This window comes from Bacillus sp. 005/A4HT-01/001, assembly GCF_004634445.1.
GTDB classification, from domain to species: domain Bacteria; phylum Bacillota; class Bacilli; order Bacillales; family Bacillaceae; genus Bacillus; species Bacillus altitudinis.
Genome location: NZ_SEIZ01000002.1, coordinates 196,959 through 216,345 on the forward strand (window position 1 = coordinate 196,959; position 19,387 = coordinate 216,345).

Below are 19,387 nucleotides of genomic sequence, written 5' to 3' on the forward strand. Positions count from 1 at the left end.
CGGCTTCCTGTTATTGCTGATGTTCAGGCTTTAAGCCCTGCTCTAATGTTTCAAGAATTTCATTTTTTTCATCTTCTGATGCCTCTTGCCATAACACCTCAAACAAAACGCCAAGACCTGGCAGCATTTTTTCCTCGCCACTTTGAATCGCATCTAAAATCGTATGCTCAAGCTGCTCTTGATTATGGCCAGTAATGTTTTGAATCACTGCGCCTCTTAAATTAAAATCCATTGCCCACACTCCTTTTTTGATGGTGATAGCCCTATTCTGTCTCAAAGACAGGTTTATTATGTAGTGTGCTTGAGATATAATAAATTCATGATATTTAAAGGAGTTAAAGTCGCTTGAAATATATAGAATCAGCTAAAAACGAACACATTAAACAATGGAAAAAGCTCCATACAAAAAAAGAACGAACGAAAACAGGGCTATTCCTTGTTGAAGGAAAACACTTAGTAGAAGAAGCATTAAAAAGCGGGGTTGTGAAAGAGTTAATGATCACAACACCTGACATGCTCCCTGCGGACATCGAGCCTGACATTGAGCTGTATGAATTAAGTGAAGAGGCTTTTACTGCGATGACGGAAACGGAAACACCTCAGCAAATCGCAGCGGTTTGTACCATTCCTGTATTTGAGGAGAAAAAGTATGAACGAATGCTTCTGTTAGATGCAGTGCAGGATCCGGGGAATTTAGGCACACTCATTCGGACAGCAGATGCAGCGGGGCTTGATGCTGTGATTCTAGGGGATGGAACCGTTGATGCGTTTAACGGAAAAACGCTCCGTTCAGCACAAGGGTCTCATTTTCACCTGCCTATCTTAAAACAAACACTTCAACAGACAATTCCAGCATTAAAGGCGCAAGGTATACCTGTATATGGCACTGCTTTAAAAAATGCGAAAGAGTATAGACACATAGCATCAGAAGGTCCATTTGCGCTAATTGTAGGCAACGAGGGAGCAGGTATTGATCCAGAGATTCTTCAAATGACAGATCAAAATTTATATGTTCCAATGTACGGCCAGGCAGAATCTTTAAATGTAGCTGTGGCAGCAGCGGTTCTTGTCTATCATTTGCGCGGATAGTGTTGCAACACGTCCTATTTTTCACTATAATGAAACTAATATTTTAAAAACCATGATAGAGGAAGATTGTTTCACGGAGCGTCCTAATAGGGAGAATGCATCGTAGACTGAAAGTGCATTTAAGGAATGCTGAAACAGGAATTCACCTCTGGAGTTGTCACCGGGACCGCAGGTTTTGCGTAAAGGTGGACCGGATTCGTTTGATTCCGTTATGTCAATGAAGCTTATTCGCACATGTATTTGTGCTTAACAAGGGTGGTACCGCGACCACAACTCGTCCCTTCTTTTTTGGAGGGGCGGGTTTTTTTATTGTCTTCAAACAATCAAACACCCGTTTATTCAGACGGTTTTGTATATTAAAAGGAGGATGACACTCATGCAAGAAACGTTAAAACAGCTTGAAACAGAAGCGATAGCGAAGGTAGAAGCAGCCAGCTCGCTCAAAGAAGTCAATGACATTCGTGTTCAATATTTAGGGAAAAAAGGTCCGATTACAGAAGTGCTGCGCGGAATGGGCAAGCTTTCCGCTGAAGAAAGACCAAAAATGGGCGCACTTGCAAATGAAGTGAGAGAGCAGATTGCTGGTGCCATTGCTGAAAAAAATGAGCAGCTAGAAGCAGAAGAAGTGAAAAAGAAACTGGCTTCTCAAACCATTGATGTCACATTGCCAGCAAGTCCGATCAAAATCGGGGCAAGACATCCATTAACGATTGTCGTAGAAGATATTGAAGATTTATTTATCGGCATGGGCTATACCGTTGAAGAGGGCCCAGAGGTGGAAACAGATTACTATAACTTTGAAGCGCTCAATCTTCCAAAAGAACACCCTGCACGTGATATGCAGGACAGCTTCTATATTACTGAAGACACACTCATGAGAACACAAACATCACCCGTTCAAGCACGTACACTTGAGAAATATAAAGGCCAAGGTCCTGTGAAGATCATCTGTCCTGGTAAGGTATATAGACGTGACAGCGATGATGCCACTCACTCCCATCAATTCATGCAGATTGAAGGACTTGTGGTAGATCACAATATTAGCATGAGTGACCTCAAAGGAACGCTTGAGACAGTCGCAAGAAAAATGTTTGGGGAAGATCGTGAAATTAGACTGCGCCCAAGCTTTTTCCCATTCACAGAACCTTCCGTTGAAGTTGATGTGTCATGCTTTAAATGCGGCGGGAAAGGCTGTTCCGTATGTAAAGGAACAGGCTGGATTGAAATTTTAGGTGCAGGAATGGTTCACCCGAATGTATTAAAAATGAGCGGATTTGATCCAGATACTTACCAAGGCTTTGCTTTTGGAATGGGTGTTGAACGTATTGCGATGCTGAAATACGGCATAGATGACATTCGTCATTTCTACACAAATGATATTAGATTCACGAAGCAATTTAAGCAGGACTAAGAGGAGGAAATCAACATGTTTGTTTCATATAAATGGTTAGAGGACTATGTCGATTTAGAAGGCATTCAGCCGGATGAATTAGCAGAGAAAATCACAAGAAGCGGAATTGAAGTGGAAGCCGTTGAGTATAAAGGCGAAGGCATCAAAGGTGTTGTCGTTGGACACGTCATTGAACGTGAACAGCATCCGAATGCGGATAAATTAAACAAATGTCTTGTTGATATCGGCGAAGACGCACCGGTGCAAATTATATGCGGGGCTCCAAATGTGGATAAAGGACAGCATGTGGCTGTCGCAACGGTTGGTGCAGTCCTTCCTGGAAACTTTAAAATTAAAAAAGCAAAACTACGCGGTGAAGAGTCTCATGGCATGATTTGTTCTCTGCAAGAATTAGGCGTAGAGAGCAAGCTCGTACCAAAAGAATATGCAGAAGGCATCTTTGTTTTCCCGAATGACGTGAAACCAGGAGATGATGCCCTTCAAGCGCTTCAATTAGATGACGCGGTACTTGAGCTTGGCTTAACACCAAACCGTGCCGATGCCCTTAATATGCTAGGTGTCGCTTATGAGGTTGCCGCCATTTTAGGGAGAGACATCAAGCTTCCTGATACAGCGCATGACACTTCTTCTGAAAAAGCAGCAGACTATATTTCTGTTAAAATTGAGGATCAAGAAGCGAATCCACTTTATGCAGCGAAGATCATTAAAAATGTAAAGATTGGACCAGCACCACTTTGGATGCAAACAAGATTGATGAATGCAGGTATCCGCCCAATTAACAACGTCGTGGATATTACGAATTTTGTCTTACTTGAATACGGTCAACCACTACATGCCTTTGATTATGACCGGTTTGGTTCAAAGCAGGTGGTTGTACGTAAAGCGGCTGAAAATGAAATGATTCAAACTCTGGATGAACAAGAACGTACATTGTCTTCGAAGCATCTTGTCATTACAAATGGCACAAAAGCGCATGCTGTTGCAGGTGTCATGGGCGGTTTTGAATCAGAGGTGCGTGATGAGACGACAACGATTCTTTTAGAAGCGGCATATTTCAACGGTCAAACCGTCCGTCAAGCATCTAGAGACTTAGGGCTTCGCAGTGAATCAAGCACACGATTTGAAAAAGGGCTCGATCCGCAGCGGACGAAATCAGCAGCCGAAAGAGCAGCGCAATTGATCAGTATGTATGCAGGCGGCGAAGTGCTAAGTGGTACAGTTGAGGAAAACCACCTTGAAACAAGTATGAATGTCATCCACGTATCAACTGAGCGTGTGAACAAGGTGCTTGGTATGAGCATTTCAAAAGAAGATATGATTCAGATTTTCAACAAACTAGGCTTTACTGTGGGCGAATCAAATGATGTGCTTGTTGTAACGGTTCCTTCCCGTAGAATGGATATTACGATTGAAGAGGACCTCATTGAAGAAGTCGCGAGATTATACGGCTACGACAATATTCCATCTACACTCCCTGCGACAGCTGGTACCGTTGGTGGTCTTACGCCATACCAAGTGAAGCGCAGAAAGGTGAGACGTTTCTTAGAGGGCGCAGGGCTTTCTCAAGCGATTACGTATTCATTAACGAATCAGCATAAGTCCACAGCCTTTGCTTTAAATCCAGCTTATCAAACAAGACTTTCCTTGCCGATGAGTGAGGAACGAAGTGTGCTGAGACAAAGCCTTCTGCCAAACTTACTTGATTCTGTCGCATATAACTTAGCAAGACAAGCTGATTCTTTTGCCTTTTACGAAACAGGTTCTGTTTTCTTAGCGGAAACGGAAGGCGCAAAACCAGTAGAGAAAGAGCATGTGGCAGGTGCGTTAACAGGTCTTTGGCATAAAAATCTTTGGCAGGGCGAGAAAAAAGCTGTCGATTTTTATGTAGCGAAGGGTATTGCAGAAGGGCTGTTTGAAAAGCTTGGTGTATCAGGAGAGATCACGTATGTTCAAGCAGAGCGTGAGGGCCTTCACCCAGGACGTACAGCTGATGTTCATTTAAATGGAAAAGTGATTGGCTTTGTAGCTGCACTTCATCCATTAGTGGAAAAGGAATTAGATTTAAAAGAAACGTATGTATTTGAATTTGATTTAACAGATGTAATGACGTCTGAAACAGAGGATATGAAATATACGGCTATTCCGAGATTCCCAGCAGTGACAAGAGACATCGCACTTGTCGTCGATCAGCATATTTCAAGCGGACAGCTGGAGCAAGTCATTTATGAAGCTGGCGGCCAATTGCTCACAGACCTTTCCGTCTTTGATGTGTATGAGGGTGAGCATATGGAAGAAGGCAAGAAATCTGTTGCATTCTCTCTGCAATATTTAAACCCAGAACAAACGTTGACCGAGGAAGAAGTCACGGCTGTTCATACAAACGTATTGAAAGCATTAGAAGATACGTATCAAGCCGTCTTGCGCGGATAATCAAAAGAGCTATCGCTTTATGGGCGATAGCTCTTTTTTGATTATAACCATTTTTTCGCTTTTTGGGTGTTGGCAAAATGAAGTTTTGTAAATTGGCGTAAAGCCTCTTCGCCGTGCTGTTTCATCAGCTTTGCTGCCGCTTTGTCAACATGCGGACCGGCTCCTTTTGGAATGTCAAAGCCCGCTGCTTTTGATAATTTATCCATTTCAATTAAAAAAGCATACCTTGCAATAATAGAAGCTGCAGCAACCGATAAGTGGATGCCTTCTGCTTTCGTACTAAAATATGTACGCTCCCGAATGATCTTTTTCCCCGCAAGGTGCCTGAAATAAATGCCTGGTTCGGCAAATTGGTCAATGAGAATGGCTTCTGGTTTCTTGCCATCCAGTTTTTCTAGCACGGAGGTGATGACTTGGTTATGAAGCAGTGCCTTCATTTTCCCTTGGCTCATGCCCTTTTCCTGCATCGCATTGTATTTTTCATTCCGAAGCACGAGAAGGCTGAACGGGATGGTTTTGATCAAGTCTTTGGCAATGTTGATAATCTGCGGATCTTTTAGTCCTTTTGAGTCTTTCACCCCGAGCTCTTTCATGAGAGCAAGCTGACTGGAATCAACATAAGCCGCACAGACCGTAATGGGTCCAAAATAATCGCCAGTACCGACCTCATCTGAGCCAATAACCGACATGGAAGCAATGCCGGGTGGTGGGCTGTACTGTGTGATGGATGGTGTTTTTTTGCTTTTTGTTTCAGCTGCTTGTAAATGGTTGAACTGACTTGCTTCAGCTTCTGCCTTTTGTCCTTGGAACAGTACTTTTCCAGATTTGTAGGCTGTAATCGTACAGCCGGGAACCTTTGCTTGAAATAGAGCGCCTGGCGGCAAAGTGTCAGTTAAATGCTGAGCGTACACGCTCTTCATTTTTTTCATGTCTTCTGATGTTGCTTTTAAGACGGATTGGGGCACAGTGGATAACTCCTTTTTACCTTGATATCATTGATTTCTAAAGTGTACCATAACAGGGAAGGGCTCGTCTTTCCATTCAATGTCTAAACATGTTATGATAGAGACTAGGATTCTCGTGGAATGGAGGAGAAACGTTGTCTGACGGCGGTAAAACGAAAACAACAGTTGAGATTTACGGACAGTCCTATACGATCATCGGTCAAGAAACGAAGATGCATATGCGACATGTTGCTTCAATTGTTGATGATAAAATGAGAGAAATCAATGAAAAAAATCCATACCTTGATATAAACAAATTAGCTGTACTGACAGCAGTCAATGTCGTCCACGACTACTTGAAATTAAAAGAGCAATACGAAAAACTAGAGCTTCATCTAAAAGAAAAGGAATGAAATTACCGTGATCGATATCATCATTTTGTTTTTGCTTCTTATGGGAACGCTTGTCGGTCTAAAACGCGGGTTTATTCTTCAATTTATTAAATTGATTAGCTTTGTTGTTTCTATTTTAGTGGCTTCTCTGTTTTATCAGTCACTTGCACCACAGCTTACGTGGATTCCAGCACCTAATTTTAGCGGCGGTCAAGCGCAGCTCGCTTTCTTTAGTGGGAATCTAGAAACAGCTTATTATAATACCATTGCGTTTATCATTCTGTTTATCTTGACCAAAATCCTGCTCGCTATCATCGGCGGATTGCTCACAACCATTGCAAGTATCCCTGTGATTAAACAGGTCAACAAACTGCTTGGCGCTGTTTTAGGATTTCTTGAAACCTATCTATTTGTGTTTATTCTATTGTTTGTGGCTGCATTACTTCCAGTCGATGCGCTTCAAACCATGATGAGCAAATCAATGTTAGCAGATGTGATCGTAAATAGCACCCCTTACCTGTCCGGTCTTGTCAAAGACCTCTGGTCGACGTATGGAGTTTAAGAACTTCTCCTTTCTTGGAGAAGTTTTTTCTCATTCCATGACAGAAAGTTGTCGGATGAAGGGAAAGTTTGTATATTTATATAGGAAGATGCCAAAGCAGCTGGAGGATGAGAGATGAATAAAAAAGATATTATCAAACTTCTTGAAACAATTGCAGTCTATATGGAGCTAAAAGGAGACAATCCTTTTAAAATTTCTGCCTTTCGTAAAGCAGCTGCGGCACTGGAACAAGATGACCGCAGTCTTTCTCAAATAGATGACCTATTAGCATTACCCGGCATTGGAAAAGGAACCTTTGCTGTGATCACAGAGTATATCGAAAAAGGACAGTCTGAAACACTCGAACAATTAAAAAAAGAAGTGCCTGAAGGACTTGTCCCGCTCTTAAAATTGCAAGGACTCGGCGGGAAGAAGATTGCTAAGCTCTACCAAGAGCTTGGTGTTCACGATGCACAGTCTTTAAAAGAAGCATGTGAAGCGGAAAAAGTACAAACGCTTGCTGGGTTTGGCAAAAAAACAGAAGAAAAGATTCTTGCCGCTCTTGAGGAGGCAGGAAAGCAGCCAGAACGACTGCCAATTGGCTTTGCATTAGATGTGGCAGAGCGAATTGATGATGCGCTGGAACAGATGGAGGGAATCATCCGTTTTTCAAGAGCGGGCAGTTTAAGACGTGCGCGTGAAACGGTTAAAGATTTAGATTACATCATTGCGACTGATAACCCTGAACAAGTGAGAAAGCAGCTTGTTGCTCTTGATGATGTCAAAGATGTCATTGCGAGCGGTGATACGAAGGTATCGGTCATTCTTGCACTTGATTTTGAAATCAGTGTAGATTTCCGGCTTGTGACAACAGACCAATTTGCAACAACGCTGCACCATTTCACTGGCTCAAAAGATCATAACATTCGTATGAGACAGCTTGCGAAGGAACGCGGTGAGCGTATTAGTGAATATGGGGTTGAAACGATCGAAACTGGGGATGTGAAAACATTTGAAGACGAAAGTGCTTTTTATGCACATTTCCAACTTCCGCTCATTCCGCCAGAAATTCGTGAAACCGGAGCAGAGATTGATTCGTATAAAGAAAGTATGCAATTTGTAGAACGAAAAGATATCAAAGGCGATCTTCATATGCACTCGACATGGAGTGATGGCGCCTTTTCTATTCGCGAAATGGCAGAGGCATGTATCGCAAAAGGCTATGAATACATGGCCATTACAGACCACTCACAATATTTAAAAGTAGCAAACGGTTTAACAAAAGAACGTTTGCGTTTGCAAGCAAAAGAAATTGACAAGCTGAATCAAGAATTCGAACATTTTCACATTTTCAAAGGGGTCGAAATGGATATTCTGCCGGATGGATCGTTAGATTATGATGATGACTTTCTAGCAGAAATGGATTTTGTCATTGCGTCTATTCATTCTAGCTTCTCTCAGCCGGAGGAAGTCATCATGGAGCGCCTAGAAAATGCCTTGAATAATCAGCATGTGGATTTAATTGCCCATCCAACTGGCCGTTTGATCGGTAGACGAGACGGCTATGCTTTAAATATTGATCAGCTCATAGAGCTTGCGAAAAAAACGGGCACTGCACTGGAACTCAACAGCAACCCGTCAAGACTTGATTTAAAAACAGAGCATTTAATGAAAGCAAACGAAGCGGGTGTGAACATCATGATCAACACAGATGCACACAACATCGCCATGCTCGATCATATGGACGTCGGTGTCACAGCTGCAAGAAAGGGCTGGACACCAAAAGCAAATGTCGTGAATACATTTTCTCTCGATGAGATGAAAAAGTTTTTAACGCGTGACAGGTAGTCGTTAGGAGGCTGGACCATGCTGCAACAAAAAGTGTTAGCATCATTAGAATTTCATAAAGTAAAAGAAAAAGTCATGTCCTATACTGCTTCGACTTTAGGGAAAGAAAAAGCGCAGGACTTAATACCACTCACAGATATCGAGAGCATTCAGCATCTGCTAGAAGAGGTAGCAGAAGCGCAAGATGTGATTCGTTTAAAAGGATCTGCGCCGTTTGGCGGGTTAACGGATATTAGACGAGGAGTCAAACGAGCAGAAATAGGCAGTATATTAAGCCCTGCTGAGCTGATGGAAATTGCGGCGCTGTTATATACTACAAAAAACATGAAGCACTTTCTCACCTCTATGTATGAGGACGGAGTAGAGATACCGCGTCTTCATACATATGCAGAATCGCTGATTTTACTGCCAGACGTGAGAAAAGAAATCGAAAGCTGTATTGGTGATAATGGAGAAGTGCTTGATCACGCAACGCCTGCACTCCGCACCATACGAACGCAGTTACGATCACTAGAATCAAAAGTACGAGATAAATTAGAATCAATGATTCGTTCACAATCTGCCTCGAAAATGCTGTCAGACACCATTGTGACCATTCGTAATGATCGGTTTGTCATTCCCGTAAAACAAGAGTACCGCTCGAATTATGGAGGGATTGTTCACGATCAATCTTCTTCAGGCGCAACTCTTTTTATTGAGCCGCAAGTGGTCGTAGATTTAAATAACACCTTGCAGCAAACTCGCCTAAAAGAAAAGCAAGAAATTGAAAAGATTTTGCAAATGCTAACAGCGAGTGTGTCAGAGCACATTGATGAATTGCTTCATAATGTGAATGAACTTCAGACATTAGATTTTATTTTCGCTAAAGCCAAATATGCAAAAGCAGAAAAAGCCACAAAACCTACTGTGAATAACCAAGGGGAGATTTATTTAAAACGGGCAAGACATCCCCTATTGCCCCGAGATCAGGTTGTGGCAAATGATATTGAGCTAGGCAAAGATTTTTCTACGATCGTCATCACAGGTCCAAATACAGGCGGTAAGACCGTCACTTTAAAAACACTTGGACTTCTTACGCTGATGACGCAGGCAGGTCTTCATATTCCAGTCGAAGAAGGATCAGAAGTGGCTGTATTCGATCAAGTCTTTGCTGATATTGGAGACGAGCAGTCTATTGAACAGAGCTTGAGTACATTCTCATCTCATATGGTCAATATTGTGGATATCCTAAAGCATTTAACGTCTAATTCACTCGTGTTATTTGATGAATTAGGTGCGGGGACAGATCCTGCTGAAGGTGCAGCACTTGCGATGAGCATCTTAGATGAAGTTCATCAAACAAATGCGCGCGTCATCGCAACGACTCACTATCCTGAGCTGAAGGCATACGGATATAACCGAGAAGGCGTCACAAATGCGAGTGTAGAGTTTGATATTGAAACCTTATCTCCTACATATCGCTTGCTCATCGGGGTGCCGGGACGAAGTAATGCATTTGAAATTTCCAAACGTCTAGGACTGCCTCATCATTTAATTGACCGTGCAAAAGCAGATATGCATGCGGAACATAATGAAGTCGATCAGATGATTGCATCATTAGAAGACAGCAAAAAACAAGCAGAAGAAGAACTGCATGAGACGGAATTCTATAGAAAAGAAGCAGAGAAGCTCCATAAAGAACTGCAAAAACAAATCCTTGAATGGAATGAACAAAAGGACAAACTGCTGGAAGAAGCTGAACAAAAAGCGGCAGAAAAAATTGAACAAGCAACAAAAGAAGCAGAAGAGATTATTCAAGAGCTTCGGTCCATTAAAAGTGAGCATCGTTCGTTCAAAGAACATGAACTCATTGATGCGAGAAAGCGTCTTGAAGAAGCTGTCCCTGAGTTTGACCGTAAGAAAAAACCAGAGCCAGTAAAAAAAGCAGCAAGACAGCTAAAGCCAGGCGATGAAGTCAAAGTGCTAACGTTTGGCCAAAAAGGAACGCTCATCGAACAAACGGGTAACAAAGAATGGAGTGTCCAAATGGGCATTCTAAAAATGAAAGTAAAAGAAAAAGATATGGAATTTATCAAATCAGCACCGGAATTTAAGCAAGAGAAAGCCATCACGGCGGTCAAAGGAAAAGACTATCATGTGTCACTTGAGCTTGATTTAAGAGGAGAGCGGTATGAGAATGCCTTAAGCAGAGTCGAGAAATACTTAGATGATGCCGTCTTAGCTGGCTATCCGCGTGTGTCGATCATTCACGGTAAAGGCACTGGCGCCTTGAGAAAAGGGGTCCAGGAATTATTAAAACAGCACCGTAGTGTAAAAAATGCTCGTTTTGGAGAACAAGGCGAGGGAGGATCAGGCGTCACCATCGTCGAATTAAAGTAAAAAGGAGAAAACGCATGAAAGCCTTTTGGGAAAATGAACTTGTGGAAATTGCCGCCTATTACAGCGTGGCCGTCCTATGTCTTGTCTTATTTCTGACCATATTTGAACTCGTGACCTCCTATAAAAACTGGGAAGAGATTCAGCGGGGGAACTTAGCTGTTGCTATGGCAACCGGCGGGAAGATTTTTGGGATTGCCAATGTCTTTCAGCATTCCATCGCCCAGCACAACTCGCTTCTTCAAATGGTCGGATGGGGCGTATACGGCTTTGTGATGCTGCTCGTCAGCTATTTCATTTTTGAATTTTTAACACCACGATTTAAAGTAGACAAAGAGATTGAGAATGATAATAGAGCGGTCGGGTTTATTTCACTCATTATTTCTGTTGGGCTGTCTTATGTAGTAGCAGCCGGCATTTAAGGAGACGACATGGAAAAACTAGCCAAAGTATTAATTGTAGTTGCCTGCACTTTTGCGGTTATTGGTGCCGTTTACATGTTCCTGTAAAATGAAGAATACATTCTAGAAAGCTGTCAGGGAAAACCTTGACAGCTTTTCACTCATCAAAGGCGGCGAATCAGAATGAATCAAATCTTGCAAAAAGACGAACTCATAAAGCGCATTGACAGTTGTCTCAAAAAGACATCTCTTCCCCAAGACATATATGAACCGTATATTGCACGTCCTTTTCAAACGACTGGTTTTTTTGATGATTTGAGCCCCTATATTGAAATTGATCCAGCCGGCTATTTTCTTATTCAATATGAACGAGGGATTAAAGTGCTTCATAAAAGAACAAAAGAGGCGGATGAAGTCATTTATTGGATTTTAGAAGACACCATCTTTCTAACTGTGTATCTAGACATGATGAGACAATATCAAGTGGACAACATCCACACACATTTACCTAATGACCCTAGTATCCATAAACAGATCGTGGAGAGAGTCCATGAGTCATTTCGTGCGATCGGTGGATTATACGAAAAGTGGCATCATGAAGGGAAAAGAGCCTCTATAGAAACACCGGCGAAAAAATGAAGATGTGTCATGGAACGAGCTCGATTTGAAAAAAGCAAACAGCCATAAGGAAAAGTTTGCTATAATAAAATAGTACGAAAGTTCAGGAAGGAGGGTTTTTATGCAGTCAGATAAACGTTGGCTTCTGCATTACCCGAATCAAATTCCCCACGAACTCACCATCCCAAATGAAACGTTGCAATCTTACTTATTCAGCTCCGCAGAGGCAGCACCTGAGCATACAGCCATTCATTTTTTAGGAAAAAACATCACCTACCAGCAGTTACAAGAAGATGCACTGAAATTAGCCAGTCACTTGATTGACATCGGTGTCAAAAAAGGCGACAGAGTAGCGATTATGCTGCCAAACTGCCCGCAATCGGTGATTTCTTATTATGCGGTTTTAATAGCAGGCGGCATTGTCGTTCAAACCAATCCGCTTTATACGGAGAAAGAACTGGAATATCAAATGGAGGACAGTGGCTCTAAGGTGCTGATCACTCTCGATCTACTGTATCCAAAGGTCTATAAAATGAAAGCGCTGACAAGTATGGAACATTTGATCGTCACGAAATTACAAGATTACTTGCCATTTCCGAAAAACATATTGTTTCCGATTGTCCAGCGAAGGAAAAACAACATGGTCATCCAAGTGGAGAAGAGTGAGACCATTCATCATTTCTCACAGATCATGAAAGAATCGTCAGGAGAACGGATTCCGCAAATATCCTTTCAACCGAAAGAGGATGTCGCAGTTTTGCAATATACAGGCGGAACGACCGGTTTACCAAAAGGGGTTATGCTCACACACGAAAATATAGTAGCCAATACAGAAATGTGTACATCCTGGATGTATAAAACGAACCGCGGAAAAGAGCGGATTCTTGGAATCATTCCGTTCTTTCATGTATACGGCATGACGACCGTGCTAAACCTTGCAGTCAAAGAAGGTCATCAAATGATTCTTCTTCCGCGTTTTGATGCAGCGGATGCCTTGAAGACCATTGAAAAACAGAAACCGACGCTGTTCCCAGGAGCACCAACGATGTATATTGCCCTGCTTCATCATCCGAATATTGAAAAGTATGACCTATCATCCATCACCGCATGCTTAAGCGGATCGGCCGCTCTTCCTGTTGAAGTCAAACAGAGTTTTGAAAAACTAACAGGAGGAAGGCTGGTGGAGGGATATGGACTTTCAGAAACTTCTCCTGTCACTCATGCCAATTTCTTATGGGGAGCGAACAAAATAGGAAGTATCGGGTGCCCTTGGCCGAATACAGATGCCGGTATTTATTGTGAAGAAACGGGTGGACTCAAAGCGCCATATGAGCACGGAGAGATTATCGTCAAAGGTCCTCAAATCATGAAAGGGTACTGGAATCAGCCGGATGAGACAGCGGCAGTGTTAAGAGACGGCTGGTTTTTCACAGGAGACATTGGGTATATGGATGAGGATGGTTTTTTCTATATCGTAGACCGGAAAAAAGATGTCATCATCGCGAGCGGCTATAATATTTACCCAAGAGAGGTTGAAGAAGCCCTTTATGAGCATGAGCTTGTACAAGAAGTGGTTGTGGCGGGTATTCCTGATCCGTATAGAGGGGAAACAGTAAAAGCCTTTGTTGTCCCGAAAAAGGATGCCTATGTAACAGAGGATGAACTGGATCGTTTTGTTAGAACAAGAATTGCCTCATTTAAAGTGCCGCGTGTCTACGAATTTAAGGAATCACTGCCTAAAACGGCTGTAGGGAAAATCTTGCGCAGAGTGTTAATTGAAGAAGAAAAAAGAAAGCAATCATCTTCAACAGAAGAACCAGTCGATCAATGAGAGAATGAACCAGCATCATCCGGTCAAGCGGCCGGATGATTTGAATTGTACGTGTCTGCTCTGGTATGCTAAAGGTTGAAAAGAAAGAAGAACATCACTTGACAAATCACTCGTTTCTTTTTAACATAAAGTTATGAATGAATGCTCATTCAATTTAGAAAGGGACGAAGCACATTGAAGCAGAAAAGACCGAAGTACATGCAAATTATTGATGCAGCCGTTGTGGTGATTGCAGAGAACGGCTACCATCAATCACAAGTTTCAAAGATTGCCAAACAAGCAGGAGTAGCAGACGGAACCATTTATCTCTATTTCAAAAACAAAGAGGATATTCTGATCTCGTTGTTTAAAGAAAAAATGGGACAATTCATCGAACGGATGGAAACAGATATTCAAAAGAAACCGTCTGCGAAAGAAAAGCTTCTTCTCCTCATTCGAGAACACTTTCGCCTGCTATCGCAAGACCATCATTTGGCCCTTGTGACACAGCTTGAACTCAGGCAGTCAAACCTTGAACTGCGCCAAAAAATCAATGAGGTGCTGAAAGGGTATTTAAATATGCTAGACTCCATTTTAACCGAGGGAAAGAAGACAGGAGAATTTAGACAAAATCTAGATGTCCGCTTAGCGAGACAAATGGTATTTGGGACGATTGATGAAACCGCTACAACATGGGTCATGAATGATCAAAAGTATGACCTGCCAGCACTCGCAGAAAGTGTACATGATCTTCTCTTAAACGGAATACATCAATCTTAAAGACAATTGAAAAAGGATGATTGACATGGAAAAAATACTTAGCTTACACCAAGACGAACAGACAGCACTCATCACGATTCAACACCCGCCTGCAAATGCCTTATCCTCTCAGCTTCTCACTGAACTCAACGACATGTTTGATCAGCTTGAACAAAACAGTGAAGTGAGAGCTATTGTCATTCATGGAGAAGGTAGATTTTTCTCAGCAGGTGCTGATATTAAAGAATTTACGACCTTGCAGGAAGAGTCTGATTATGCCAGCCTTGCAGACAGAGGACAGCAAGTGTTTGAACGAATTGAACAATGTCCAAAACCGGTGATTGCTTCCATTCACGGGGCAGCATTAGGCGGCGGGCTTGAGCTGGCGATGTCGTGTGATATTCGAATCGCAACAAAAGATGCAAAGCTGGGACTGCCGGAATTAAATCTCGGTATTATCCCAGGATTCGGCGGAACGCAGCGCCTGCCTCGCTACGTTGGATCAGCTAAAGCACTTGAAATGATGGGAACAGCTGAGCCGATTACAGGAGAAGAAGCATTTGCCTGCGGACTTGTTTCAAAACTTGCGGAAACAGAGGAAGAAGCGCTGGAAACAGCGAAAACATTGGCGGCGAAATTTGCAGCGAAAAGCCCTAAAACGCTTGAGTATGTGCTTGAGTTATTGAATGCGACAAAAGTGTACTCATATGATGGCGGAATGAAGCTGGAAGCCAAAAAGTTTGCTGAGGTGTTCCAGTCGAATGATGCCAAAGAAGGCATCCAAGCTTTTATCGAAAAGCGTAAACCGAATTTTAAAGGGGAATAAGGGATTAGTACGACACAAGGGGGAGAAATGAATGAATATTTTTGTTTTAATGAAGCGTACGTTTGACACGGAAGAGAAAATCTCTATTCAGTCTGGTGCTATTCAAGAAGATGGGGCAGAGTTCATTATTAATCCTTATGATGAGTACGCAATTGAAGAAGCGATTCAGCTTCGGGATGAGCACGGGGGAGAAGTAACGGTCGTGACAGTTGGCAATGAAGATGCGGAGAAACAGCTTAGAACAGCACTTGCAATGGGCTGCGATCAAGCCGTTTTATTAAATGTTGAAGATGATTTGGAGGAGTGGGATCAGTTTTCCGCTTCTACGATTCTATATCACTATTTCAAGGATAAAGAAGCTTCCTTGATCTTAGCAGGGAATGTAGCGATTGACGGCGGATCTGGACAGGTGGCCCCGCGTCTTGCTGAATTACTCGGCTTTCCATATGTCACAACCATTACAAGTATTCAAATCGACGGCGGCTCAGCTTCAATTGAGCGAGATGCAGAGGGTGATGTGGAAGTGATTTCTGCCGAGCTCCCGCTAGTGGTCACCGCGCAGCAAGGTCTCAATGAGCCTCGTTATCCATCGTTACCAGGCATCATGAAGGCAAAGAAAAAGCCTTTAGAAGAATTAGAATTAGACGATCTAGATCTAGATGAAGACGATGTGCCATATAAAATCAAAACAATTGAACGTTTCTTACCGGAGAAAAAAGAGGGTGGCAAGGTGCTGAGCGGCGAGCTTCAGGATCAGGTCAAGGAACTGACAGACCTGCTAAGAAATGAAGCAAAAGTCATCTAAACATCCACTTTACGATATCACGAGAACAAGGGGGAGCTTAAAGGATGAGTAAAAAAGTTGTTGTACTTGGAGAAAGTCGTGACGGTAAATTAAGAAATGTGACGTTTGAAGCGATTGCTGCCGCTCACGAGGTGGCTGATGGCGGTGAAGTGATTGGCGTTTTAATAGGGGATCACGTCAAAGATCAAGCGGATGAACTGCTTTATTATGGAGCGGATCATGTGATGATCGTCGAGCACCCGCATCTTTCTTATTATACGTCTGATGGTTTTGCGCAGGCGCTTCAAGCAATATTAGATCAAGTCAATCCTGATGCAGTGCTCTTCGGTCATACATCGATCGGAAAAGACTTGTCACCAAAAATAGCTGCACGCCTGCAAACTGGCTTAATTTCAGATGCAATAGATGTAAGCGTTACCGGTGAACATCTTGTTTTCACTAGACCGATTTATTCAGGAAAAGCTTTTGAAAAAGTCATTTCAACAGATCGTCTGCTTTTGGCTACTATCCGTCCAAACAACGTGGCACCGCTGGAGCGTGATGCGTCACGCAGCGGAGAAGTGACGCCAGTTTCTGTCGATATTCAAAACCTAAGAACAATCGTGAAGGAAGTCATTAAAAAAACATCAGAAGGTGTAGATTTATCTGAAGCGAAGGTTATTGTCGCAGGAGGCAGGGGGGTCAAGAGCAAAGAAGGCTTTGAACCGCTGAAAGAACTTGCCCAAACGCTTGGCGCAGCAGTCGGTGCCTCGCGTGGTGCATGTGACGCTGACTACTGCGATTATGCCCTGCAAATTGGTCAAACCGGTAAAGTCGTCACACCTGACCTTTACATTGCTTGCGGGATTTCAGGAGCTATTCAGCATTTAGCCGGTATGTCCAACAGTAAAGTCATTGTTGCGATCAACAAAGACCCAGAAGCTGAAATCTTCAAAATCGCTGATTACGGAATAGTTGGTGACTTATTCGAAGTCGTTCCGCTTTTAAATGAAGAGTTAAAAAAGATGAATATCCATTCTTAACGCTCATACACTCAGAATGCCTAGGTATTCTGGGTTTTTTTGTATGTTATCACGAAACAAAGGAGCGGTTTATAAGTGAATGGGACAGTAAAAGTCAATGAAGTGATTGGAACCATTTCTAAACACATCTATGGACACTTTCAAGAGCATTTAGGAAGAGGAATTTATGACGGCATTTGGGTAGGGAAAGACTCATCGATTGACCATATTGAGGGGATTCGTACCGATGTACTAAAGGCGCTTCAAGCCTTACATATCCCGGTGCTGAGGTGGCCGGGCGGCTGTTTTGCAGACGAGTATCACTGGGCAAATGGTGTAGGTGATCTGAGTGAACGAAAGCCGATGGTGAATACTCATTGGGGTGGCACCGTTGAATCAAATGCGTTTGGTACACATGAATTTATGAGACTGTGTGAATTACTTGAATGTGAGCCTTATATTTGTGGAAACGTTGGAAGCGGCTCTGTGCAAGAATTAGCAGAATGGATTGAATATATCACATTTCCTAAGGGGACACCTATGTCGGATTGGCGCATTCAAAATGGAAAACAAGAACCGTGGGAGCTGACGTATGTTGGTGTAGGTAATGAAAGCTGGGGATGTGGTGGAAATATGACGCCAGAGTATTATGCAGACTTATATAAACGCTACCAAACGTATGTGAGAGAATTCGCTGGTCAGCGCATTTACAAAATCGCATGCGGTGCGAATTCAAATGATGTGAATTGGACAAAAGTATTAATGGAGCGCGCAGCGCCTTGGATGGATGGGCTCAGTTTGCATTACTATACGGTCCCAGGAACATGGGAGAAGAAAGGGTCAGCGACCGATTTTGATGAGGATGAGTGGTTTACAACGCTGAAAAAGGCGTCTGAAATGGAGCGGCTTGTTGTAGATCACGGAGAGATCATGGATCGTTATGATCCAGACAAGCGAATCGGGATGATTATTGATGAATGGGGGACATGGTATGATCCAGAACCGGGGACAAATCCAGGGTTTTTGTATCAGCAAAACACATTAAGAGATGCTCTAGTCTGTGCCTTGCATTTTCATATTTTTCATCGCCATTGCCAGCGGATTCATATGGCGAATATTGCCCAGACCGTCAATGTGCTGCAAGCGATGGTGTTAACGCAGGACGAAAAGATGCTCCTGACACCTACCTATCACGTATTTCACATGTTTCAAGTGCATCAAGAAGAAGAAGCGCTTGAAGTAGAATTGAATGCCCCTTCATATGAACGCCGGGGTGAAAAAATCCCTCAAGTCAGTGTGTCAGCCTCGCGGTCATCTGACAAGATGCATATTAGTTTATGTCATGTGAATCCCCATGAAAAAGCAGACGTATCTCTTGCGATAGAGGGAATCGATGCAAAAACGAAGGTCACTGGCCGTGTGCTGACTGCTGATCGGATGAATGCGCACAACACGTTCGATGATCCTCATTCCGTTCAGCCTGCGGACTTTCGGCAATTTGCTGTTAAGCACGGCGAGCTGACTATTGATCTGCCGCCTATGTCGGTTGTCATGTTGACCGTCGATCTGGCTTGATCGCATATTTCAATGTTTGATGAGAAGAATGTTGGGGCATCATACATTGTAAATGAAGCGGAAAGGGAGTTATGTCATATGCTTAGAACCATTCTGATGATCATCGGTGCGATTGTTGTTATTGGTGCGATCATACGGTTTGTTTTTTAATTCATTTCATAAAAAATGATTCGTAAGCATTTCATTCGCAAGTCACATTGGTAGATGCTATACTAAAAAGCATAATTTACATTGGAGGAATGAATAATGGCAATCGTAAAAGCTACTGACGCAACATTTTCACAAGAAACTGCAGAAGGTGTTGTTCTTGCAGACTTTTGGGCACCATGGTGCGGACCTTGTAAAATGATTGCTCCAGTTCTTGAAGAACTTGATCAAGAAATGGGCGATAAAATGAAAATTGTAAAAATTGATGTGGATGATAACCAAGAAACTGCTGGTAAATACGGCGTTATGAGTATCCCAACACTTCTTGTTTTAAAAGACGGTGAAGTCGTCGAAACGTCTGTTGGTTTCAAACCAAAAGAAGCACTAGCTGAGCTTGTAAACAAACATCTATAA

Annotated in this window: 18 protein-coding genes; 16 read left to right on the top strand and 2 right to left on the bottom strand. The window is 42.7% G+C overall.

Annotation, left to right across the window (positions count from 1 at the left end; genetic code table 11):
• Positions 1 to 10: 10 nt before the first annotated feature.
• Complete coding sequence (gene sspI / locus ES896_RS06550) at positions 11 to 232, bottom strand: small acid-soluble spore protein SspI (protein ID WP_008346010.1); 222 nt, start codon at positions 230 to 232, stop codon at positions 11 to 13.
• A 113-nt stretch (positions 233 to 345) separates the two neighbouring features.
• Between sspI and ES896_RS06555 the strand changes: the two genes are divergently transcribed.
• From ES896_RS06555 to pheT, 3 genes are all read left to right on the top strand, one after another.
• Entirely contained in the window at positions 346 to 1,089 is a 744-nt protein-coding gene (locus ES896_RS06555; protein ID WP_135226585.1) for a TrmH family RNA methyltransferase, read from the top strand.
• A gap of 376 nt (positions 1,090 to 1,465) precedes the next feature.
• Entirely contained in the window at positions 1,466 to 2,500 is a 1,035-nt protein-coding gene (gene pheS / locus ES896_RS06560; RefSeq protein ID WP_008346004.1) for a phenylalanine--tRNA ligase subunit alpha, read from the top strand.
• 15 nt (positions 2,501 to 2,515) lie between these two features.
• Positions 2,516 to 4,930 carry a phenylalanine--tRNA ligase subunit beta gene (pheT, locus tag ES896_RS06565; protein WP_135226586.1) on the top strand — a complete coding sequence of 805 codons (2,415 nt, stop codon included), beginning with the start codon at positions 2,516 to 2,518 and terminating at the stop codon, positions 4,928 to 4,930.
• 41 nt (positions 4,931 to 4,971) lie between these two features.
• On the opposite strand, the gene rnhC is transcribed toward pheT, so the two are convergent.
• Positions 4,972 to 5,895 carry a ribonuclease HIII gene (gene rnhC, locus ES896_RS06570; RefSeq protein WP_035391180.1) on the bottom strand — a complete coding sequence of 308 codons (924 nt, stop codon included), beginning with the start codon at positions 5,893 to 5,895 and terminating at the stop codon, positions 4,972 to 4,974.
• A gap of 134 nt (positions 5,896 to 6,029) precedes the next feature.
• On the opposite strand from rnhC, the gene zapA reads away from it, so the two are divergent.
• The 13 genes from zapA (at position 6,030) to trxA (ending at position 19,387) form a co-directional block, all read left to right on the top strand.
• Complete coding sequence (gene zapA / locus ES896_RS06575) at positions 6,030 to 6,287, top strand: cell division protein ZapA (RefSeq protein WP_008345998.1); 258 nt, start codon at positions 6,030 to 6,032, stop codon at positions 6,285 to 6,287.
• 7 nt (positions 6,288 to 6,294) lie between these two features.
• Complete coding sequence (locus ES896_RS06580; RefSeq protein WP_025207758.1) at positions 6,295 to 6,828, top strand: CvpA family protein; 534 nt, start codon at positions 6,295 to 6,297, stop codon at positions 6,826 to 6,828.
• Between the two features lie 114 nt (positions 6,829 to 6,942).
• A complete protein-coding gene (gene polX, locus ES896_RS06585; protein ID WP_135226587.1) occupies positions 6,943 to 8,655 on the top strand; it encodes a DNA polymerase/3'-5' exonuclease PolX in 1,713 nt (570 codons plus the stop codon).
• Positions 8,656 to 8,676: 21 nt separating this feature from the next.
• Positions 8,677 to 11,034: an endonuclease MutS2 gene (locus ES896_RS06590; RefSeq protein WP_076822508.1), complete on the top strand. Its 2,358-nt coding sequence runs from the start codon at positions 8,677 to 8,679 to the stop codon at positions 11,032 to 11,034.
• 14 nt (positions 11,035 to 11,048) lie between these two features.
• On the top strand, positions 11,049 to 11,453 hold the full coding sequence (locus ES896_RS06595; protein WP_007501637.1) for a DUF350 domain-containing protein: 405 nt from the start codon (positions 11,049 to 11,051) through the stop codon (positions 11,451 to 11,453).
• 162 nt (positions 11,454 to 11,615) lie between these two features.
• Complete coding sequence (locus ES896_RS06600) at positions 11,616 to 12,071, top strand: Imm63 family immunity protein (RefSeq protein ID WP_017358248.1); 456 nt, start codon at positions 11,616 to 11,618, stop codon at positions 12,069 to 12,071.
• A 100-nt stretch (positions 12,072 to 12,171) separates the two neighbouring features.
• A complete protein-coding gene (locus ES896_RS06605) occupies positions 12,172 to 13,881 on the top strand; it encodes an AMP-binding protein (protein WP_017358247.1) in 1,710 nt (569 codons plus the stop codon).
• Positions 13,882 to 14,055: 174 nt separating this feature from the next.
• Positions 14,056 to 14,640 (top strand): TetR/AcrR family transcriptional regulator, encoded by a 585-nt coding sequence (locus tag ES896_RS06610; RefSeq protein ID WP_017358246.1) that lies wholly within the window; start codon positions 14,056 to 14,058, stop codon positions 14,638 to 14,640.
• Positions 14,641 to 14,665: 25 nt separating this feature from the next.
• Positions 14,666 to 15,445 carry an enoyl-CoA hydratase gene (locus ES896_RS06615; RefSeq protein WP_017358245.1) on the top strand — a complete coding sequence of 260 codons (780 nt, stop codon included), beginning with the start codon at positions 14,666 to 14,668 and terminating at the stop codon, positions 15,443 to 15,445.
• Positions 15,446 to 15,476: 31 nt separating this feature from the next.
• Complete coding sequence (locus ES896_RS06620) at positions 15,477 to 16,250, top strand: electron transfer flavoprotein subunit beta/FixA family protein (RefSeq protein WP_035391188.1); 774 nt, start codon at positions 15,477 to 15,479, stop codon at positions 16,248 to 16,250.
• Between the two features lie 44 nt (positions 16,251 to 16,294).
• Positions 16,295 to 17,272, top strand: coding sequence for an electron transfer flavoprotein subunit alpha/FixB family protein (locus ES896_RS06625; protein WP_017358243.1), 978 nt, complete (start codon positions 16,295 to 16,297; stop codon positions 17,270 to 17,272).
• A 75-nt stretch (positions 17,273 to 17,347) separates the two neighbouring features.
• Entirely contained in the window at positions 17,348 to 18,826 is a 1,479-nt protein-coding gene (locus tag ES896_RS06630) for an alpha-N-arabinofuranosidase (RefSeq protein WP_135226588.1), read from the top strand.
• Between the two features lie 246 nt (positions 18,827 to 19,072).
• Positions 19,073 to 19,387: a thioredoxin gene (trxA, locus tag ES896_RS06635; RefSeq protein WP_007501629.1), complete on the top strand. Its 315-nt coding sequence runs from the start codon at positions 19,073 to 19,075 to the stop codon at positions 19,385 to 19,387.